General features: G+C 73.3%; 16 protein-coding genes and 1 pseudogene. 9 read left to right on the forward strand and 8 right to left on the reverse strand.

Annotated elements, in window-relative coordinates; all coding sequences use genetic code 11:
• Nucleotides 1–60: 60 nt before the first annotated feature.
• The 4 genes from GNZ18_RS04840 to GNZ18_RS04855 all read right to left on the reverse strand — a co-directional run bounded on the left by GNZ18_RS04840 (nt 61) and on the right by GNZ18_RS04855 (nt 3,481).
• Nucleotides 61–855 carry a YaaA family protein gene (locus tag GNZ18_RS04840; protein ID WP_214618667.1) on the reverse strand — a complete coding sequence of 265 codons (795 nt, stop codon included), beginning with the start codon at nt 853–855 and terminating at the stop codon, nt 61–63.
• 303 nt (nt 856–1,158) lie between these two features.
• Nucleotides 1,159–1,389, reverse strand: a complete 231-nt coding sequence (locus GNZ18_RS41820; protein ID WP_242906140.1) for a DUF7455 domain-containing protein — start codon at nt 1,387–1,389, stop codon at nt 1,159–1,161.
• Between the two features lie 119 nt (nt 1,390–1,508).
• Nucleotides 1,509–2,582: an ABC transporter permease gene (locus GNZ18_RS04850; protein WP_312874304.1), complete on the reverse strand. Its 1,074-nt coding sequence runs from the start codon at nt 2,580–2,582 to the stop codon at nt 1,509–1,511.
• Nucleotides 2,579–3,481 (reverse strand): ABC transporter ATP-binding protein, encoded by a 903-nt coding sequence (locus GNZ18_RS04855; protein WP_156214919.1) that lies wholly within the window; start codon nt 3,479–3,481, stop codon nt 2,579–2,581. Before GNZ18_RS04855 ends, GNZ18_RS04850 begins: the two co-directional genes overlap by 4 nt.
• Nucleotides 3,482–3,650: 169 nt before the next feature.
• On the opposite strand from GNZ18_RS04855, the gene GNZ18_RS04860 reads away from it, so the two are divergent.
• The 4 genes from GNZ18_RS04860 (at nt 3,651) to GNZ18_RS04875 (ending at nt 8,217) form a co-directional block, all read left to right on the forward strand.
• Nucleotides 3,651–5,741 carry a DNA gyrase/topoisomerase IV subunit B gene (locus GNZ18_RS04860; protein WP_156214920.1) on the forward strand — a complete coding sequence of 697 codons (2,091 nt, stop codon included), beginning with the start codon at nt 3,651–3,653 and terminating at the stop codon, nt 5,739–5,741.
• 99 nt (nt 5,742–5,840) lie between these two features.
• Nucleotides 5,841–7,040, forward strand: a complete 1,200-nt coding sequence (locus tag GNZ18_RS43545) for a sensor histidine kinase (RefSeq protein ID WP_216651171.1) — start codon at nt 5,841–5,843, stop codon at nt 7,038–7,040.
• A gap of 32 nt (nt 7,041–7,072) precedes the next feature.
• On the forward strand, nt 7,073–7,738 hold the full coding sequence (locus GNZ18_RS04870; protein WP_214618671.1) for a response regulator: 666 nt from the start codon (nt 7,073–7,075) through the stop codon (nt 7,736–7,738).
• A gap of 128 nt (nt 7,739–7,866) precedes the next feature.
• Nucleotides 7,867–8,217: a DUF1801 domain-containing protein gene (locus tag GNZ18_RS04875; protein ID WP_156214921.1), complete on the forward strand. Its 351-nt coding sequence runs from the start codon at nt 7,867–7,869 to the stop codon at nt 8,215–8,217.
• Nucleotides 8,218–8,351: 134 nt separating this feature from the next.
• Here the strand turns inward: GNZ18_RS04875 and GNZ18_RS04880 are convergent, their stop codons facing one another.
• Complete coding sequence (locus tag GNZ18_RS04880) at nt 8,352–10,844, reverse strand: DNA gyrase/topoisomerase IV subunit A (RefSeq protein ID WP_156214922.1); 2,493 nt, start codon at nt 10,842–10,844, stop codon at nt 8,352–8,354.
• 193 nt (nt 10,845–11,037) lie between these two features.
• Between GNZ18_RS04880 and GNZ18_RS04885 the strand changes: the two genes are divergently transcribed.
• Entirely contained in the window at nt 11,038–12,216 is a 1,179-nt protein-coding gene (locus GNZ18_RS04885; protein ID WP_156214923.1) for a lactate 2-monooxygenase, read from the forward strand.
• Nucleotides 12,217–12,223: 7 nt separating this feature from the next.
• Here the strand turns inward: GNZ18_RS04885 and GNZ18_RS40715 are convergent, their stop codons facing one another.
• The 3 genes from GNZ18_RS40715 to GNZ18_RS04900 all read right to left on the reverse strand — a co-directional run bounded on the left by GNZ18_RS40715 (nt 12,224) and on the right by GNZ18_RS04900 (nt 14,124).
• The gene (locus GNZ18_RS40715; protein WP_173390650.1) at nt 12,224–12,913 is read right to left on the reverse strand and encodes a class I SAM-dependent methyltransferase; all 690 of its coding nucleotides are present in this window, start codon (nt 12,911–12,913) and stop codon (nt 12,224–12,226) included.
• 106 nt (nt 12,914–13,019) lie between these two features.
• Nucleotides 13,020–13,613: a hypothetical protein gene (locus tag GNZ18_RS04895; protein WP_156214924.1), complete on the reverse strand. Its 594-nt coding sequence runs from the start codon at nt 13,611–13,613 to the stop codon at nt 13,020–13,022.
• Between the two features lie 94 nt (nt 13,614–13,707).
• Complete coding sequence (locus GNZ18_RS04900; RefSeq protein ID WP_214618674.1) at nt 13,708–14,124, reverse strand: hypothetical protein; 417 nt, start codon at nt 14,122–14,124, stop codon at nt 13,708–13,710.
• A 331-nt stretch (nt 14,125–14,455) separates the two neighbouring features.
• On the opposite strand from GNZ18_RS04900, the gene GNZ18_RS04905 reads away from it, so the two are divergent.
• From GNZ18_RS04905 to GNZ18_RS04920, 4 genes and pseudogenes are all read left to right on the forward strand, one after another.
• Nucleotides 14,456–15,727, forward strand: a complete 1,272-nt coding sequence (locus tag GNZ18_RS04905; protein WP_156214925.1) for a sensor histidine kinase — start codon at nt 14,456–14,458, stop codon at nt 15,725–15,727.
• Nucleotides 15,715–16,362, forward strand: a complete 648-nt coding sequence (locus GNZ18_RS04910) for a response regulator (protein WP_214618676.1) — start codon at nt 15,715–15,717, stop codon at nt 16,360–16,362. Before GNZ18_RS04905 ends, GNZ18_RS04910 begins: the two co-directional genes overlap by 13 nt.
• Nucleotides 16,359–17,177, forward strand: a complete 819-nt coding sequence (locus GNZ18_RS04915; RefSeq protein ID WP_156214926.1) for a DUF4097 family beta strand repeat-containing protein — start codon at nt 16,359–16,361, stop codon at nt 17,175–17,177. The genes GNZ18_RS04910 and GNZ18_RS04915 overlap by 4 nt, the downstream gene beginning before the upstream one ends.
• Before the next feature lie 413 nt (nt 17,178–17,590).
• A pseudogene (locus GNZ18_RS04920) lies at nt 17,591–18,562 on the forward strand (methionine ABC transporter ATP-binding protein); the annotation flags it as partial.
• Nucleotides 18,563–18,575: the final 13 nt, after the last annotated feature.

An 18,575-nucleotide genomic window follows, 5' to 3' on the forward strand; every position in this document is an offset into this window, starting at 1 on the left:
TGGGCCCCCGTCCACTTGTGGACGGGGGCCCAGACGCATGCGCGCCGGGGCGCGCCGGGCTCAGTCGTGGAGGATCACATCCAGGTTCGCGCCGTTCAGCTCGACCGTGTGGCCGAGGTCGGCGACGGTCTTCAGCAGCTCGTCCGGGGTGCCGGGGGAGGCGCCCGACCTGATCAGGTCGTGGGCGATCCGCCCGCGTGTCGCCTTGGCCATGTGGCTGACGACCGTCCGCTTCGGGACGCCGTCCACGACCGCCTCCCGGAACACCCGCACCGCCACCGCGGGACCGGGGGCCTTCCAGACGGACGCGTACGGGCCTGAGCGCATGTCGACGATCAGCCGGGCGGGCGGCCCGCCGGCCGGGCGTTCGCGCGGCGCCCGCCTGGCCCGAGGGTCCTCCAGGTTCAGGGCCGCCCCCATCGCCGGACGCCACAGGGCGCTCAGACGGCCCTCAGGCGGCAGCGACACCGCCATGGCCAGCCGGTACGGCGGGACGCGGTCGGTGAGCCTCAGCGCGCCCCACAGGCCCGAGAAGACGATGATCCGGTCGGCCGCGGCCTCGGCGTCCAGGCTCGGCAGGTCCAGGTTGTCGTACAGCACGCCGGTGTAGAGCCGGGCGGCGGGCAGCGTCGGCGCCTTGCGCAGGATCTTGTTGCGGGCCAGGGCGTCCCGCACCTGACCGGCGGGGATCTCCAGGATCTCCGCCGCGTCGGCGCGCCGGCCCGCCTTCCCCAGGGCCGCCAGCACGCGTCTCCGGACGGGGTTCAGCCCGGGGAAGCTCAGCGACGCGAGGTCGAGAGGCGGGCCGTCCCCCTCGGCGGCCTTCTTCTCCGATGGCGGAAGCAGGATGTGCACGATCCCCCCAGACGCGGTACGAGCCGGATGCGGTACGAGTCGGATGCGGTACGAGCCGGATGCGGTGCGAGACGGCGCCCCGGCGGTATCTGCCGCCGGGGTGGAGGCCGTCACGGCTGGTCGGGAGCTTACGGAAGCCGGTGGGCCGGGTCACCGCGGCGGGTATTGCCGATACGCTATGTGATCGATTAATGACTCAGTGGAGTCATGTCTTATTGACTCGGTGAGTTGCCTGATGGGCGGAATGCGAACGGCGGCCACCGTCTCCGATGACCGCCGTACAGGGGAACTTCTATTTCATGCCTACCGCTCGTCGTCCGTAGCGGTTGCCGGGGTTTCGTTGAGCCTGTCGGTCTCGTCCTGAATGTCGGCCCCGTTGGCGCGCAGGGCCTCCGCGTACCTGCGTCCGTGGTGGGCGCAGAACAGAAGGTCGCCGCCGCCTACAAGGACTGCACGGACGTAGGCCTGGGCGCCGCAGCGGTCGCAACGGTCGGCGACGGTCAACGGCTTGGTTGGGGCAAGGGCTCCAGTCACGGCACCTTCCTCATGCTCGGGGTCGGTACTTAGGAGAACATCTAACCCGACGTGGACGTTCCCAACCTGTTTCTTCGTACGCCCAGAGCAGAATGGACCAATAAGTGACCGAGGTCACATCAGGCCGCGTCCCAGCGGAACAACCGCGTCGCGATCAGGGCTCCGACCACCGCCACGCCCAGCAGGACGCCGATTTGCGGCAATGCGGACGCGGGCCCGAGGCCGCGCCCCATGACGTTCAGCATGCCCTCGTTGAGATAACGCAGGGGGAAGATGTAGGAAAGCGCCTTCATCCAGGAGGGGGCCGCGTCGAGCGGGAAGAACGATCCGCCCAGGAACGCCATCGGCAGGACGATCAGCTGCGTGACCGCCTGGGCCGTCTCCTGCGTCTTGGCCCACGCGCCGATCACCATCCCGATCGACAGGAACGCCAGGACGCCCGCCATCACCATCGGGACCGCCATCCACCACGCGTGGCCCAGCCTCAGCCCGAACATCGGTAGCTGCGCCACCAGGACGAACAGCGCGAACTGGGCGAGCGCCACGGCGAGGCTGACCGCCACCCGGGCCGCGAACACGGTCGGGATCGGCGCGGGGGAGAGCTGGAGCCGGCGCAGGATGCCCTTCGTCCGCCAGGTCACGAGCGTCTGCGAGGCGCCGAACACGCCGGCGGAGGCCAGCGCCCAGCCGAGCAGGCTCGGGGTGAAGAACTGGATGGCCTTGAGGGAGTCGTCCTCAACCTGCTGGGTCGCCAGTTTGTATGCGGGCGGCTTGCCGGACGCCGCCTGGTTCGCCGACTGGACGAGGGAGTCCATCAGCCCCCGCACCGTCCCTGCCTTGACCTGGTCCGCCGCCGAGTAGTGGACGACCAGCTCCCCGCCCCGCTGCTCCACGACCGCGTCCGCGTCGCCCTTCTCCACCTTGCGCAGGGCCGCCGCCCGGTCGGACGCCCTGGTCACCTTCATGACCTTGCCGAGCCCGCCGGAGTCGTGCGCGACGGCCTGGTCCAGCACCGCCGCCCGGCCGACCTCCAGCACCTTGACCTTGGACGTCGTCTGGTGCCCGAACACCCCGCCGAAGATCGCCAGGAACATCAGCGGGAACAGGATCGTGAAGAACAGCGCGCCGCGGTCCCGGCTGAAGCCGAGGAACATCGCCCGCGCCAGGCTCTTGAAACTCGCGAACGTGCTCACGGCCTGAACTCCCGCCCGGTCAGGTCGAGGAAGACGTCCTCCAGCGTCGCGCCGCGGATCTGGACGCCGTCCAGGGCATCCCTGCCCGCCATCGCCGCGACCACCGCCGACGGGTCCCGCGTGGAGATCGTCAGGGAGACGCCGTCGTCGTCGGCGCCGTCGGCGCCGGGCAGCAGCCGCGCGTCCTCCAGCCCGAGGACGCCGCTGGCCACGCTGATCCGGGCGGGCGCGTCCAGGCCCCGCACCAGCACCGCCGGGGGGCCGAGCCGCAGCACCCGCCCGGCGTCCATGATCGCGACGCGGTCGCACAGGACCTCCGCCTCGTCCATGTGGTGGGTGGTCAGCACGATCGTCCGGCCCTCGGTGTTGATCTCCCGGAGGATGTCCCAGAGGTTGCGGCGGGCCTGCGGGTCCAGCGCGGCGGTCGGCTCGTCCAGGAAGACGAGCTCGGGGTCGTGGACGAGCGCGCACGCGATCGACAGCCGCTGCGCCTGCCCGCCCGACAGCTTCTCGACGCGCACGTCGGCCTTGTCGGCGAGGCCGACCGCCTCCAGCATCGTGTCGGCCTTCGCCGCCGGGACGCCGTAGAGGGAGCCGAACGTCTGGAGCTGCTCCCGCGCGGTCAGCCGCTCGAAGAACGAGGACGCCTGCAACTGGACGCCGACGCGGGACAAGAGCCCCGGGTTGCGCGGCCACGGCGACCGGCCGAGGACCGACACCTCGCCCTCGTCCGCCTCCCGGAGCCCCTCGACGATCTCCAGGGTCGTGGTCTTCCCGGCCCCGTTCGGCCCGAGGATGCCGAAGAACTCGCCCTCCTCGACCGCGAAGGTGACCCCGTCCACCGCCTGGACGTCTCCGTATCGCTTGCGGAGGCCGGCGACCTCGATTGTTTGCGTCATGCGGAGGAGATTAGGGAACGAGTGAAGCCGTACGCACCCACCCATAGGTGGACGTTCGGCACCTCCACCCCGCGCGCGGCACGGGCCGCGGCGGCGAGCCTGGCGAAAGATTGTCGGCGGCCGGGGGTACTCTGCTGCCGAATGTCCTACCCCCGAGGAGCACAAGCAGTTGACCGCCGCGACCGCCGAAGCCAGCACCGACGACCCGCACGGCTACTCCGCCCGGCACCTTTCGGTGCTGGAGGGGCTGGAGGCCGTGCGGAAGCGACCCGGCATGTACATCGGGTCGACCGACAGCCGAGGTCTCGCACACTGCCTCTGGGAGATCGTCGACAACTGCGTCGACGAGGCCCTCGCGGGATACTGCACCCACATCAGCGTGACGATGCACGCCGACGGCTCCTTCGAGGTCGGCGACAACGGCCGCGGCATCCCCGTCGACCTTGAGCCGAAGACGGGCCTGCCGGGCGTGGAGCTGGTCATGACCAGGCTGCACGCGGGCGGCAAGTTCGGCGGCGTCTCCTACACCGCCTCGGGGGGCCTGCACGGCGTCGGCGCGTCCGTGGTCAACGCCCTGTCCGCCCGGCTGGACGTCGAGGTCGACCGCGAGGGGCACACCCACGCCATCAGCTTCCGGCGCGGCCTGCCCGGCGAGTTCGCCGACGAGGGCCGCCCGAACGCGCGTTTCAAGAAGAAGTCGGGGCTGCGGCAGGTCCGCAAGGTCGCCCGCAAGGTCACCGGCACCCGCACCCGCTTCTGGCCCGACCTCCAGATCTTCCTGAAGGAGGCGACGGTCGAGCAGTCCCTCGTCATGGACCGCATGCGCCAGACCGCGTTCCTGATCCCGGGCCTGACCATCGACGTCCGCGACGAGCGCGGCGAGGAGGCCGTCGAGGCCAGGTTCCGCTTCGACGGCGGCATCGGCGAGTACTGCAGCTACCTGGCCAAGGACGCCCCCATCGTGGACGTCCTGCGCCTGCAGGGGCGCGGCCACTTCACCGAGACCGTCCCCGTGCTGGACGACCAGGGCCACCTCACCCCCACCGATGTGGAACGTGACCTTGAGGTCGACATCGCGCTGCGCTGGGGCACCGGCTACGACACGATCACCCGCTCGTTCGTGAACGTGATCGCCACCCCGAAGGGCGGCACCCATGTGCGCGGCTTCGACCGCGCCGTGCTCAAGGTGATCAACGAGCAGCTCCGGGCGGGGCGGCTGCTGAAGAACGGCGACGAGGACGTCATCAAGGAGGACGTCCTGGAGGGCCTCACCGCCGTCGTGACGGTCCGGCTGCCCGAGCCGCAGTTCGAGGGCCAGACCAAGGAGATCCTCGGCACGTCCGCGGCCACCCGCATCGTCTCCCAGGTCGTCATGCGCGAGCTGCGCGCGGTGTTCGAGAACCCCTCGCGCGGCCAGAAGCAGCCGCTGCGCGCCGTGCTGGAGAAGGTGGCCGGCGCCGCCAAGACCCGCATCGCCGCCCGCACCCAGCGCGACAACCAGCGCCGCAAGAACGCCCTGGAGAACTCGGCGCTGCCCGCCAAGCTCGTCGACTGCCGCACCGCCGACGACCGCAGCGAGCTGTTCATCGTCGAGGGCGACTCGGCGCTCGGCACCGCCAAGCTCGCCCGCGACTCCGAGTTCCAGGCGCTGCTGCCGATCCGCGGCAAGATCTTGAACGTGCAGAAGGCGTCGGTCGCCGACATGCTCAAGAACGCCGAGTGCGCCGCGATCATCCAGGTGATCGGGGCCGGCTCGGGCCGCACCTTCGACCTCGACTCCGCCCGCTACGGCCGGATCATCCTGATGGCCGACGCCGACGTCGACGGCTCGCACATCCGTACGCTGCTGCTCACCCTGCTCTACCGCTACATGCGTCCGATGCTGGAGGCGGGCCGGGTCTTCACCGCCGTCCCGCCGCTGCACCGCATCGAGCTGGTCAAGCCGAAGAAGGGGCAGGACAAGTACGTCTACTGCTACAGCGACGGCGAGCTGACCCGCAAGCTGGTGGAGTTCGAGCGCAAGGGCCAGCGCTGGAAGGAGCCCGTCCAGCGCTACAAGGGCCTCGGTGAGATGGACGCCGACCAGCTCGCGGAGACCACGATGGACCCGCGGCAGCGCATCCTGCGCCGCATCCGCATCGAGGACGCCGACGCCGCCGCCAAGATCTTCGACCTGCTGATGGGCAGCGACGTGGCCCCCCGCCGCGAGTTCATCACCGCGGGCGCCACCGAGCTCGACACCGAACGCATCGACGTCTGACCGCCGGGGCTCCACCGTCGGGTGGAGACGGGGATGTCCAGCCGTGCGCCGATTCTCAGGGGGCGGGCGGTCACGTAGCGTCGGGGCCATGAACCCGCAGTGCACCCCTTCCCCCGGCGTCCCGGCCGGCTCGGCGCCGTGAGGGCCGGCGCGGTGAGCCTCGGCGGAGCCGTCTCCGGCGAGCGGATCACGAGGGTGGTCGTCCTCGGCGTGCTGCCGCTCTGGGGGCTGGCGGCGTACGTGCGCTCCCTGCTCGGCCACGCCCCCGAGCCCGCCCTGCACGGCAGCGGGCTCGCGGTCGTGGTCCTCAACGTGGTCATGTTCGCGCTGGGCGGCGCCGGGATGCTGGTGGGGCGCGAGAAGGGCTCGCCGTGGCGCGGGCACGGGATCGCCCTGCTGCTGGCGTCGGTCGCGACGGTCGTCCCGCTCTACGCGGTCGCGCGGGACACGGTCACGTTCATCGCCATGATCCCGCTGTGGGTGCTGCTGCGGCGGATCCCGCTGCTCTGGGGCGTCGGCGTGGGCGCGCTCACGACCCTCGCGGTCGCGGTCGTCAGCGCGACGCACGGCGAGGCCGACCTCGGGCTGGTGGCCGCGTTCGCCGGGATGACGCTGGGCGGCCTCGCCAGCCGGCAGGCGTCGATCGCGCAGGAGGCGACCCGGCGGGCGGAGGCCGCGAACGCGGCGCTGGCCGAGCGGTCGCACATCGCGCGGGAGATCCACGACATCCTCGCGCACTCGCTGTCGGCGCAGATCGTCCACCTGGAGGGGGCGCGGCTGCTGCTGTCGCGCGACGGCGACCGCGTCCAGGCCCTGGAGCGGGTGGAGCGCGCGGGGAACCTGGCCAGATCCGGTCTGGAGGAGACCCGGCGGGCGCTCGCCACGCTGCGCGGCGAGATCCCCGAGCCGAAGGAGGTGATCGCCGGGCTCGCGGAGGAGTTCTACGCGGGCACCGGCCGTCCCTGCGACGTGCGGGTGACGGGGACGCCGCGCGAGCTGCCGCCCCAGGCGGGGCTCGCGGTCGTCCGGACCGCGCAGGAGGCGCTCACCAACGTCCGCAAGCACGCGCCGGGCGCGCGCGCCCACGTCGCGCTGCGCTACCTCAGCGGGTCGGTGGAGCTGGAGGTCACCGACACCGGCGCCACCGAGCCGGGGCTCGGAGCGGGCCCGGACCTCGGGGCGGACGGCGGCGGATACGGCCTGGCGGGGATGCGCGAGCGCGCCGAACTCATCGATGGGACGCTGGAGACCGGGCCGGACGGGAAGGGCTTCCGGGTGTCACTCCGGGTGCCCGCCTGATCCGCCCGGAGGACGAACGGGAACGGGACGCTGTGAGCGACGTGACGAGGATCCTGGTCGTCGACGACCAGACGGTGGTCAGGGAGGGCCTGGTCCTGCTGCTGGAACTGCTGCCCGGCATCGAGGTGGCCGGGTCCGCCGGGGACGGTGCGGCGGCGCTCGCCATGGTCGGCGAGCTGCGGCCCGACGTCGTCCTGATGGACCTGCGGATGCCGCGCGTGGACGGGGTGGAGGCGACGCGGCTGATCAAACAGGCCCACCCGGAGGTCGAGGTCGTCGTACTGACCACCTACGCCGACGACGAGTCGATCTTCGCGGCGCTGCGGGCGGGGGCCCGCGGCTACCTCACCAAGGACGCGGGGGCCGAGGAGATCGCGCGCGCCGTGGCGGCGGTGCGCGGCGGCGCGGCGCAGCTCGACCCCGCGATCCAGCGGCGCCTGGTCGAGGCGGTCGCCGCGGACGAGCGCCCCGCCCGGCGCGGGGGCCGGACCGGCGGCCTGCCCGACGGGCTGACCCGCCGCGAGGCCGAGGTCCTCGCGCTGATCGCCCGCGGCCGCTCCAACGCGGAGATCGCCGGGGACCTGTTCATCAGCGAGGCGACGGTCAAGACCCACATCAACAACCTGTTCGCCAAGGCGGGCCTGCGCGACCGCGCCCAGGCCGTCACCTACGCCTTCCGGCACGACCTCGCCCCCTGACCGCGCCTGGGGTCCCCCGGCCGCGGGTTGGGGTCCTAGGGCCCTGACGTGGCGCCTTCCGCCGGTCCTAGCGTGGCGGGATCGGCCGCCAGGCCGGCGGGACGCATCGAACGGAAGGGGCCAGCGCCATGCCCGGAAACGAGATCGACGCCTACATCGCCGGCCAGCTCGACCCCAGGTACACCGGGATCCTCGGCGCCCTGCGCACGCTGATGGCCGCGCACGCGCCCGCCGCCGTCGAGGGCCTCGCCTACGGCTCCCCGGCGTGGCGGGGCGCGGAGGTCTTCGCCGTCGTCAGCCAGAGCAAGACCCACCTCACCCTCGCCTTCGAGCGCGGCGCCGAGTTCGAGGACGAGCACGGGCTGCTGGAGGGCGTCGGCAAGCGGACCCGGCATGTCAAGATCAAGAGCCTCGACGACCTCGACGAGCACGCCCTGCGCGACTACATCGAACAGGCCGTCCGCCTCGACACCACCTGACCCCGCCGACCGTCCCGACGCATTCGGCCGCCCGTGAGGGGCGTGGGCCCGCAAGCGGGGGCCTCGGCGCCGCCGCCGGCGCGGTCGTGCTGCACGGGGTGTCCCGGGCCCGGGGCGGGCCCGGGACACCCGCGTCATTGCGTGTCGGACGCGTCGTCCTCGGGCGGCGGCGGGCCCAGCGGGCCGCCGATCGCGGCGATCGGCCTGTCGAGCCTCTCGCCCGAGCCGTCCCGGCGCCCGAGGGCGGCGTTCAGCGTCATCGGCTTGCCGTTCGCGCCCGACGCGCGCAGCGGGGTGTGCGCCACCCACGCCTGGAGCAGGACGTCCTCGCCCTTGAGGAAGCGGTGCGAGCGGACGCCGCCGGTCGCGCGGCCCTTGCTGGGGAAGTCGGCGAAGTCGGCGAGCTTGATCGCGCCGGTCTGGGTGCCGGGCAGCGCCGTGGACGCCCCGGAGACCGTGATGACCCGCGCCTCCCGCGCGGGATCGAGCGCCCCGAACCACAGCACCCGGGCGCCCGCCCCGAGCTTGATGCCCGCCATGCCTCCCGCGGCGCGGCCCTGCGGTCGGACGTTGGACGCGGCGAACCGCAGCAGCTGCGCGTCGGTGCTGACGAACACCAGGTGCTGCTCCTCCGACACGAGCTGGACGGCGCCGACGACGCGGTCGCCCTCCTTGAGCCCGATCACCTCGAACTCGTCGCGGTTGGCGGGGAAGTCGGGGACGACCCGTTTGACCACGCCCTGCTCGGTGCCGAGCGCGAGCCCGCCGCCGGAGTCGTCGAGCGCGGCGATGCCGACGACGGCCTCGTCCGGTTCGAGGTCGACGTACTCGGTGACCGGCGCCCCGCCCGCCAGGGACGGGGGCGTCGCGGACGGCGGCAGCGTCGGCAGGTCGAGGACGTCCACCCGGATCACGCGTCCGAGCGAGGTCACCGCGCCGACCTGGGCGCGCGCGGACGCGGGCACCACCGACAGCAGCACGTCGTGGGGGGCGCGCGGGCCGCTGTCGGGCAGCGGGCCGCCGCCGTGCGTGCGCGCCATCAGCCCGGTGGTCGACAGCAGGACCGTGCACGGGTCGTCGGCGACCTCCAGCGGCACGGCGGCCGCCGCCGTGTGCCCGGAGGACTCCAGCAGCACGGTGCGGCGGGGCGTGGCGAACTCGGCCGCGACCTCGCCCAGCTCCTTGGAGACCAGGGCCCGCAGCTTCTTCTCCGACTCCAGGATCGCGGTCAGCTTCGCGATCTCCTTGGCGAGCTGGTCCTTCTCCTTCTCCAGCTCCAGCCGGTCGTAGCGGGTGAGGCGGCGCAGCGGGGTGTCGAGGATGTACTGCGCCTGGATCTCCGACAGCTCGAAGATCTGCATGAGCCGCTGCTTGGCCTGGGCGGCGTCGTCGCTCTGCCGGATGACCTGGATGACCTCGTCGATGTTCAGCAGCGCGACGAGGAGGCCGTCGATGAGGTGGAGGCGGTCCTCGCGCTTCTTGCGGCGGTGCTGGGACCGGCGCCGCACGACCTCCAGGCGGTGGTCGATGTACACCTGGAGCATCTCGCGGAGCCCGAGCGTGCGGGGCTGCCGGTCGACGAGCGCGACGTTGTTGATGCCGAACGTCTCCTCCATCGGCGTGAGCCGGTAGAGGTCGTTCAGCACGGCCTCGGGGTTGAAGCCGTTCTTGATCTCGATGACGAGCCGGAGGCCGACGTTGCGGTCGGTGAGGTCCTTCAGGTCGGCGATGCCCTGGATCTTCTTGGCGTTGACCAGTTCCTTGATCTTGGCCTTGACGCGTTCGGGGCCGACCGCGTAGGGGAGTTCGCTGACGACGATGCCCTTGCGGCGGGGCGTGACGTTCTCGACCGTCGTGGTGGCGCGGGTGCGGAAGGTGCCCCGGCCGCGCTCGTAGGCGTCGCGGATGCCGTCCAGGCCGACGATCTTGCCGCCGGTGGGCAGGTCGGGGCCGGGGACGAAGCGCATCAGCTCGTCCAGCGAGGCGTCGGGATGGTCGATCAGGTGCCGCGCGGCGGCGATGACCTCGCCGAGGTTGTGCGGCGCCATGTTGGTGGCCATCCCGACCGCGATGCCGGACGCGCCGTTCACCAGCAGGTTCGGGAACGCCGACGGCAGCACCTCGGGCTCGGTCTCCTGGCCGTCGTAGTTCGGCCGGAAGTCGACGGTGTCCTCGTCGATGGAGGCGACCATGAGCATCGCCTCGCGCGACAGCCGCGCCTCGGTGTAGCGCATGGCGGCGGGCATGTCGTCGCCGCCGAGCGAGCCGAAGTTGCCGTGCCCGTCGACGAGCGGCATCCGCATCGCCCAGGGCTGCGCCATCCGCACCATCGCGTCGTAGATGGCGCTGTCACCGTGCGGATGCAGCTTGCCCATCACCTCGCCGACGACGCGGGCGCACTTGACGTGCCCCCGGTCGGGGCGCAGGCCCATCTCGTTCATCGAGTACAGGATCCGCCGCTGGACGGGCTTCAGCCCGTCGCGCGCGTCGGGCAGCGCCCGCTGGTAGATGACGGAGTAGGCGTACTCCAGATAGCTGCCGCGCATCTCCTCGGAGACATCGACGTCGATGATGTTCTCTTCGAAGTCCGGCGGCGGGGGAGGGGCTTGGGATCCGCGTCGTGCCATGCCCCACATTGTGGCCGGTCCCGGGGACATCTTTCGCCCGACCGCCGGGCGCGCCGCCCGATCGGGCGGATCGAGGCCGTTCCGTCACCCGCCGCATACCTGGCAGATTGAGGGCGGACGGAACGCATCGGGCGGCCCCGTCCGGCCCGTGTCCCGGCGCGGCGCGCCGCCCACATCACGCCGGAGGTGCCGCTTGAGCCCGCTCGCCGACTTCCAGAACTCGATCTACCTGGAGGGGCTCGGGGACGTCCGTCCGGGCCTGCCCACCGACCTGACGCGGTTGGAGGGCCTCGCCGAGGGCGTGCTGTCGGCGCAGGCGTTCGGGTACGTGGCGGGCGCGGCGGGCAGCGAGGCGACCGCGCGCGCCAACCGCGCGGCGTTCGACCGGTGGCGGATCGTCCCCCGGATGCTGCGGGACGTCGCCGAACGCGACCTGTCGGTGGACGTGCTGGGCACCGCGATGCCCGCGCCGGTGCTGCTCGCGCCGATCGGCGTCCAGTCGATCCTCCATCCGGACGGGGAGCTGGCGACGGCGCGGGCGGCGGCGGCCGAGGGGCTGACGGCGGTGCTGAGCACGGCCGCGTCCCACTCGATGGAGGAGGTGGCGGAGGCGGCCGGCGACGGCGCGCCGCGCTGGTACCAGCTCTACTGGCCGAAGGACCGCGACCTCGCCGTGAGCTTCCTGGACCGCGCGAGGGCCGCGGGCTACACCGCCCTCGTCGTCACCCTCGACACGTTCACGCTGGCCTGGCGCCCCCGCGACCTCGACCGCGCCTACCTGCCGTTCCTGCGCGGCGTCGGCGTCGCGAACTACTTCGCCGACCCGGTGTTCCAGCGGGCGGTCGGCGGGCCGGTGACCGGCGCCAACCGGCAGGCGGCGCTGCTGCACTGGGTCGCGAACTTCGGGAACCCGAGCCTGACCTGGGACGATCTGGCCTTCCTGCGGGAGCACTGGGACGGCCCGATCGCGCTCAAGGGCATCCAGCACCCGGACGACGCCCGGCGGGCCGTGGAGGCGGGCATGGACGGCGTCATCGTCTCCAACCACGGCGGACGGCAGGTGGACGGCGCCGTCGCCGCGCTGGACGCGCTGCCCGCCGTCGCGGCGGCGGTCGGCGGTCGGGCGTGCGTGCTGTTCGACAGCGGCGTCCGGACGGGCGCCGACATCGTCAAGGCGCTCGCGCTCGGCGCCCGCGCCGTGCTGGTCGGGCGCCCCTACGCCTACGGGCTGGCGCTGGGCGGGCAGGCGGGCGTCCGGCACGTCCTGCGCTGCCTCCAGGCGGAACTGGAACTCACGCTGGCCCTGTCGGGGCTGACCCGTCCCGGGCAGCTCACCCCCGAGAGCCTGACGAGCGCGCCGGTCCCGGCGTGACGCCGCGCTAGCGGCGGGCCAGGACGAGAGCGCCGCGCTTGGTCACCGGGAGCGGCGTGCGCACGCGCCGCGCCGCCTCGGCGGCCTCCGCGCGGGGCATCCGCCGGGCGATCAGGTAGTCGCGGACGGCGTCCCGGTCGGGCAGGGTGATCAGCGGCGCGTCCCAGCGCTCCACCTCGACCTCGCCGAACACCTCGCAGACCCGCGCGGGCGCGTCCTCGGCGTCGAACGGGGTCGGCGCCGGGCGCCAGACCGGCGCGAGTTCGGGGCTGTCGTTCCGGCAGATCGCCGTGACGATCAGCAGCCCTCCCGGGGCGAGCACGCGCCGCGCCTCCCGCAGCACGAGGCCGGGGTCGTCCAGGTGCCAGAGCATGTTCACCGCGACGGCCGCGTCGAACACGCCGTCGCGGAACGGCAGGCGCACGGCGTCGGCGTGGACGCGGGGCGGGGGATGGGCGCGCAGCATGGTCGCCGAGGCGTCCACCCCCACCAGGCGGAACGGCGGACGGTCGGGCAGCGCGCCGCTCAGCGCGCCCTCCCCGCAGCCGATGTCGAGGACCCGGGACACCGCCGAGTTCAGCAGCTTCACCGCGATGTGCTCGTGCAGGCTCCGCGCCCCGATCAGGTACCGGCGCGTCACCCGCGTCGCGAGGCGGAAGCGTTCCGGGTCGGCGTCGTAGTCGCGCGTCACGGCCATGTCTGGAGTCTGCCCAGCCAGGCGCGGCGAAAGCGTCGCCCGGCGCCCGCCGCTACGGGGGCGGCACGGACGCGCACCGAATGTAGAACGCTCCAGTCGGGGACCGTCAGAGATCGGCGTGGTCGGCCGCGGGGCGCCCCGGGACGGACGGGCGGTCGAGGTCCAGCTCGTCGAGCACCGCGCCGTCGGCGGCGAGCGCCTCGATGACCGGGCCGCGGCGCGCCGACCACACCACCACGAGGTGCCCGTGGACGGGGACGTCCAGCATCCGCTTGCCGACGCGGACCGCCGCGACCTCCGCCGAGGCGCGCAGCCGCGCCTCGTTCACCCACTTCGCGCCCCAGGGCAGCAGCCGGCCGGCGTTGCGGACGGTGCGCGCCGACCCGTACTTGTGCAGGTAGCGGCCCAGCTCCCCGGACGAGCGGCGGGTGAGGGGCTGGTCGGGCGCCGACCCGCCGGCGCCGCCGAGCTCCATCCACTCGCCGTCCCTGCGGTGGAAGGTCCAGCCCTCGATGAACGCGCCCGTGCCGGACGCGCCGTCCCCCCGCTGGTGCAGGAAGGTGACGGCGGCGACGTCGCCGTCCTTGTCGAGGCCGAGCGGCAGGAACTCCCGGTCCTCGTCGAGGACGTCGGGCGCGGGATCGGGCAGGCCGTCCCGCAGGAGCCGCAGGCACTCCTCGTGCACCTCGTGGTCGTTCATGTCCGGGACCTCTGATCGTGCAGGCAGGGCGAGGGGCCCTCCCGCAAGAGGGCCCCGCTGTGTGACTCACTCTAGAGGTCCGGCTCGTCTGGTTTCACCCGTCTGGCGTACTCCCGTTGATGCTTTGCCATCCGGCCTTCACCTGCGGGTCGTCGTGCCGGTCATGTCCGGAAGCGGCGCCACGCGACGGGACCTGCGGAAGCGCTCGGGCCGCCAGCACCCCGCACAGCACCGCGACCGGAATCTCGATTCCGGCGGCGAGCGCGACCGCCAGCGCCCGGTCCGCGCCGGCCGCCGCGGTCACCACGTCGAACCACGCGTCCGCCACGAGCAGCGCCCCGGTCGCGGCGGCGACCGGCCCGTGCCGGGGGTCGCGCCGGGTGAGCAGGACGCCGGTGCCGAGCAGCCCGGCCGCCAGCATCAGGTCCAGCCCGACCCACGCCGTGGACCAGTGCGACACCTGCGTGGTCGAGGGAAGGGTCCTGGCCAGCGTCCACATCCACGGCACCATCGCGGCCCCGCCGCCGATCAGGGCCCACCCGAGCCGCCGCCCCCCTCGTTCCCGGGGCCGCGCGCGTCCGGGCACGGAACGTGACCGAGCGGGCGGACCGTAGACCAACGGACGGCGGGGCCTCAACGGCGTCGTGTCGGCGACCATGATGGCTGTGCTCCCTGCGGTGACGGCTGGCGGCGCCCGTTTCCCCGGCGCCTCCTCAACCCTGGCCGAGCGGCCGGTCACCTTCAGTAGCGCCGCTATCCGTTCGGGGGTGGCACTGGGTTCACCATCGGAGCTGAAACAAGCTGCATGGCCGCGCGCTGAGCACGGCCAATACGGTTGCCCCATGGCATCCATCTCCGTGGCCCGGCACGCGCTCGCGCATGCTCCGTGGTCGAGGACGGCGTGGCGCGACACCGTGTTCGTCGCCTCCGGGGTGCCGTTGCAGTGCGCCGGATGGATGATCGTCGGCGTGCTCTGGACGGTGTGGACGCCGATCGACCTCACGCCGGTCCTGGTGCTCTCGGTCGCGACGGTCGCGCTGGTGCTGCTGGCGTCGCGGCCGCTGACCTCGTGGCAGCGGGAGCGGTGCTGGGCGGTGCTCGGCGTCGAGATCCCGCCGATGCCCGACTTCGACGGCGGCCGCCCCTGGGACGCGCTGCGCGACCTCCGCTCGCCCGAGCTGTGGCGCGTCCTCCAATACCACCTGCTCGTGGGGCCGCTGGTGGCGTGCGGGGGGCTCGCCGTGGTCTCGGCGTGGGGTGCGGGGGCGGTCCTCGGGAGCTACGGCGCCTACGCGTGGGCCCTGCCGGAGAGCACCTCGCCGGCGCTGTCCGACAAGGCGCAGGTCGTCCAGACGGCGGGGCTCATGGCGTGCGGTGCCGTGCTGCTGGTCGTCACGCCGTGGGTGGCGGCGGGCGTCCGGCGGCTGGACGCCCGCGCCGCCGCCGCGCTGCTCGGCCCCGACCGGGCCAGCGAGCTGGAGCGCCGCGTCGAGGACCTCGCCGGGAAGCGCGCCGACGTCGTGGACGCCGCCGACATCGAGCGCCGCCGCATCGAGCGCGACCTGCACGACGGGGCGCAGCAGCGGCTCGTCTCGCTCGCCCTCCACCTGGGGCTGGCCCGCGAGACGCTCGACGACGTCCCCGACCACGCGATGGAGGTGATCGTCGAGGCGCACGAGCAGGCCAAGGAGGCCCTCACCGAGCTGCGCACGCTCATCCGCGGCCTGCACCCGGCCGTCCTGGAGGACCGGGGCCTGGACGCGGCGCTGTCGGGCATCGCCGCGCGGGTGCCGCTGCCCGTCCGGCTGCGGGTCGAGGTGGAGCCGCGCGCCTCGTCCACCGTCGAGGCCGTCGCCTACTTCGTCGTCTCCGAGGCGCTCACGAACGTGGTCAAGCACGCCCGCGCCGCGTCCGTGGACGTCGAGGTGCTGCGCCGGGGCGGGGTGCTGCTGCTGACGGTCGGCGACGACGGCGTGGGCGGCGCCGACCCGGCCCGGGGGACGGGCCTGACCGGGCTCGCGCGCCGCGTCCGCTCGGTGGACGGTACCTTCCGCATCACCAGCCCCGCCGGGGGTCCGACGACCGTCACCGTGGAGTTGCCGTGCGCATTGTGATCGCCGAGGACTCGGTCCTGCTGCGGGCCGGGCTGATCAAGCTGCTGGAGACCTCGGGGTTCGAGGTCGCGGCGGCGGTGGGCGAGGCGGAGGGGCTGCTCGCGGCGGTCCGCGAGCACCGCCCGGACGCGGCGATCGTGGACGTGCGGATGCCGCCCGGCTTCACCGACGAGGGCGTCCGCGCCGCGCTGGTGATGCGGCGGGAGGCGCCCGAGGTCGCGGTGCTGCTGCTGTCGCAGTACGTCGAGGAGCGCTACGCCGCCGACCTGCTGGCGGCCGGCACCAGCGGCATCGGCTACCTGCTCAAGGACCGCGTCGCCGACGTCTCGGTCTTCCTGGACGCGCTGCGCCGGGTCGCCGCCGGGGGCACCGCCCTGGACCCCGAGGTCGTCTCCCAGCTCCTCCTGCGCCGCCACCGCGACCCCCTCGACCGGCTCACGCCGCGCGAGAGGGAGGTGCTGGCGCTCATGGCGGAGGGGCGCTCCAACGCGGGCATCGCCGGGGCGCTGGTGGTGAGCGAGAGCGCGGTCGCCAAGCACATCAACAACATCTTCGCCAAGCTCGACCTCCCGCACGCCGAGGGCGACCACCGCCGGGTGCTGGCCGTCCTGCGGTTCCTGGACGGGGAGACATGACCGCGGACACCGGGACCGGCGCGGTGCCGGGGACGCCCGCCCGCCCCCGCCGGCGCGGCGTGTGGATCCTCCTCGCGGCCGTGACGGCGGTCCTCATGGTGGCGCCGATCGGGTTCCGGGTCGCGGCGCACGCCTTCCGGCGGACCACGACGGAGACGACCCCGTACCACCTCGCGATCAAGGACGTCCGGCTCGACATGGGCGACGCGCGGGTCACGGTCGGCGCGGGCCCCGAGGGCGAGGGCCGGGTCCACAAGAGGCTGACGTGGGCGCCGACCAAGCCGACCGTGAACGAGTCGCTGGTGGACGGCGTGCTCTACATCACGTTCCGCTGCAACAGCACGGTGAGGATCTACGGGGGCCTCGAATGCGGCGGCGACATCGACGTGCGGGTGCCGCGCGCCGCGCGCGTGTCGGCGGTGTCGGAGTCGGGGCAGATCAACGTGCGGGGGCTGACCGGCGACCTCGACCTGCGGACCGGCTCGGGCGAGATCGCCGTCGCCGACGCCCGGGGCCGCCTGCGGCTGAGGGCGAACTCCGGCACGGTCAGGGGGACCGGGATCGCCGCGTCCAAGACCCAGGCGGAGGTGGGCTCCGGCGAGCTGAACCTGCGCTACGCCGAGCCGCCGGACATCGTGGACGCGGCGGTCGGCTCGGGCTCCGCGCGGATCATCGTGCCGCCCGGGTCGCACTACCGGCTGGTCGGGCCCATGCCGTCCCACCTCGGCCAGGCCGTCGTGGACGACAGGTCGACCCGGGTCATCTCCCTGCGCGGCGGCTCCGGCCGCACCTACCTGGACTACAGGGACGAGTGACGGCCTCTCCCGAGGGTGCGATTTGCGTCAGTTGTCTGGAGCGGGTTAACTGATGACGTGACCGTGACATGCCCATGCCCTCAGTTCGGACCGCCGACCCGGCGGGCCATGGGGTGTGCGCGCCGCCGTCGAATGTGTGACCGCTGAGGGCCCCCGCCTGAGCCTCGCGCCCCGAAGCGAGCCGTCCCGAGACCCGAGTCGCGCATGATCTTCCAACGCCACCTGCTGAGCCACGCGCCGTACCCGCCCGGCCTGTCGTAGGCCGCCGCGAGGCAGGGCCGCCCCCGGCTCGCGCGTCCGGCGTGCCCCGCACGCCGTGACCTTCCGCACGTACCCGCATCCTCCTTCCGCACCGTCCCGGTCCACCGCGCCGACGCCTGCACAGCGGCGCCCGCACGCACGGATGATTCTCTGTGATTCAGATCGAAAAACTTCGCAAGGTCTACCGCGCCCGAGGACGCGAGGTCACCGCCGTCGACGGCGTCGACCTCACCGTCCCCGAGGGCGAGATCTTCGGCGTGCTCGGGCGCAGCGGCGCCGGGAAGAGCACGCTGCTGCGCTGCGTCAACCTGCTGGAGCGGCCGGACGAGGGACGCGTCCTCATCGACGGCCGCGACCTGCTGGCGCTGCGGGGCGCCGAGCTGCGCCGCGCCCGGCAGGGCATCGGCATGATCCACCAGCACTTCGGCCTGCTCGGCAGCCGCACGGTCGCGGGGAACGTGGCGTTCCCGCTGGAGGTCATGGGCGTCCCGCGGGCGGAGCGGCGGCACCGCGTCGCCGAGCTGCTGGAGCTGGTCGGGCTCACCGAGCACGCGCGGGCCCACCCCGCGCGGATCTCGGGCGGCCAGAAGCAGCGCGTCGGCATCGCCCGCGCGCTCGCCGGACGGCCGAAGGTGCTGCTGTCGGACGAGGCGACCTCCGCGCTCGACCCGGAGACCACCGCCTCGATCCTGGAGCTGCTGCGGGACCTCAACCGGCGGCTCGGCCTCACCGTCCTGCTGATCACCCACGAGATGGACGTGGTCAAGCGCATCTGCGACTCCGCCGCCGTCATGCGCGACGGCCGGTTCACCGAGTCGGGGCCGGTCACCGGGCTGCTCGCGCGCCCCGGCTCGGAGCTCGCCCGGGGGCTGTTCCCGCTGCCGCCGGTCACGCCGCGCGCGGGCTCGACGGTCGTCGAGGTCACCTTCGTCGGCGGCGTCACCGACCAGCCGTTCGTGTCGGCGCTGGCCCGCAAGTACTCGCTGGACGTCAACATCCTCGGCGGCGCCGTGGAGACCGTCGGCGGCGGGCGGGTCGGGCGGCTGCAGTTGGAGCTGCCGGGCGACCCGTCCGCCAACGCCGCGCAGCTGGCCTTCCTCCGCGACGCGGGCCTCGCCGTGGAGGTCAAGACCCCGA

It is taken from the genome of Actinomadura litoris (genome assembly GCF_009733595.1).
Lineage (GTDB): Bacteria > Actinomycetota > Actinomycetes > Streptosporangiales > Streptosporangiaceae > Spirillospora > Spirillospora litoris.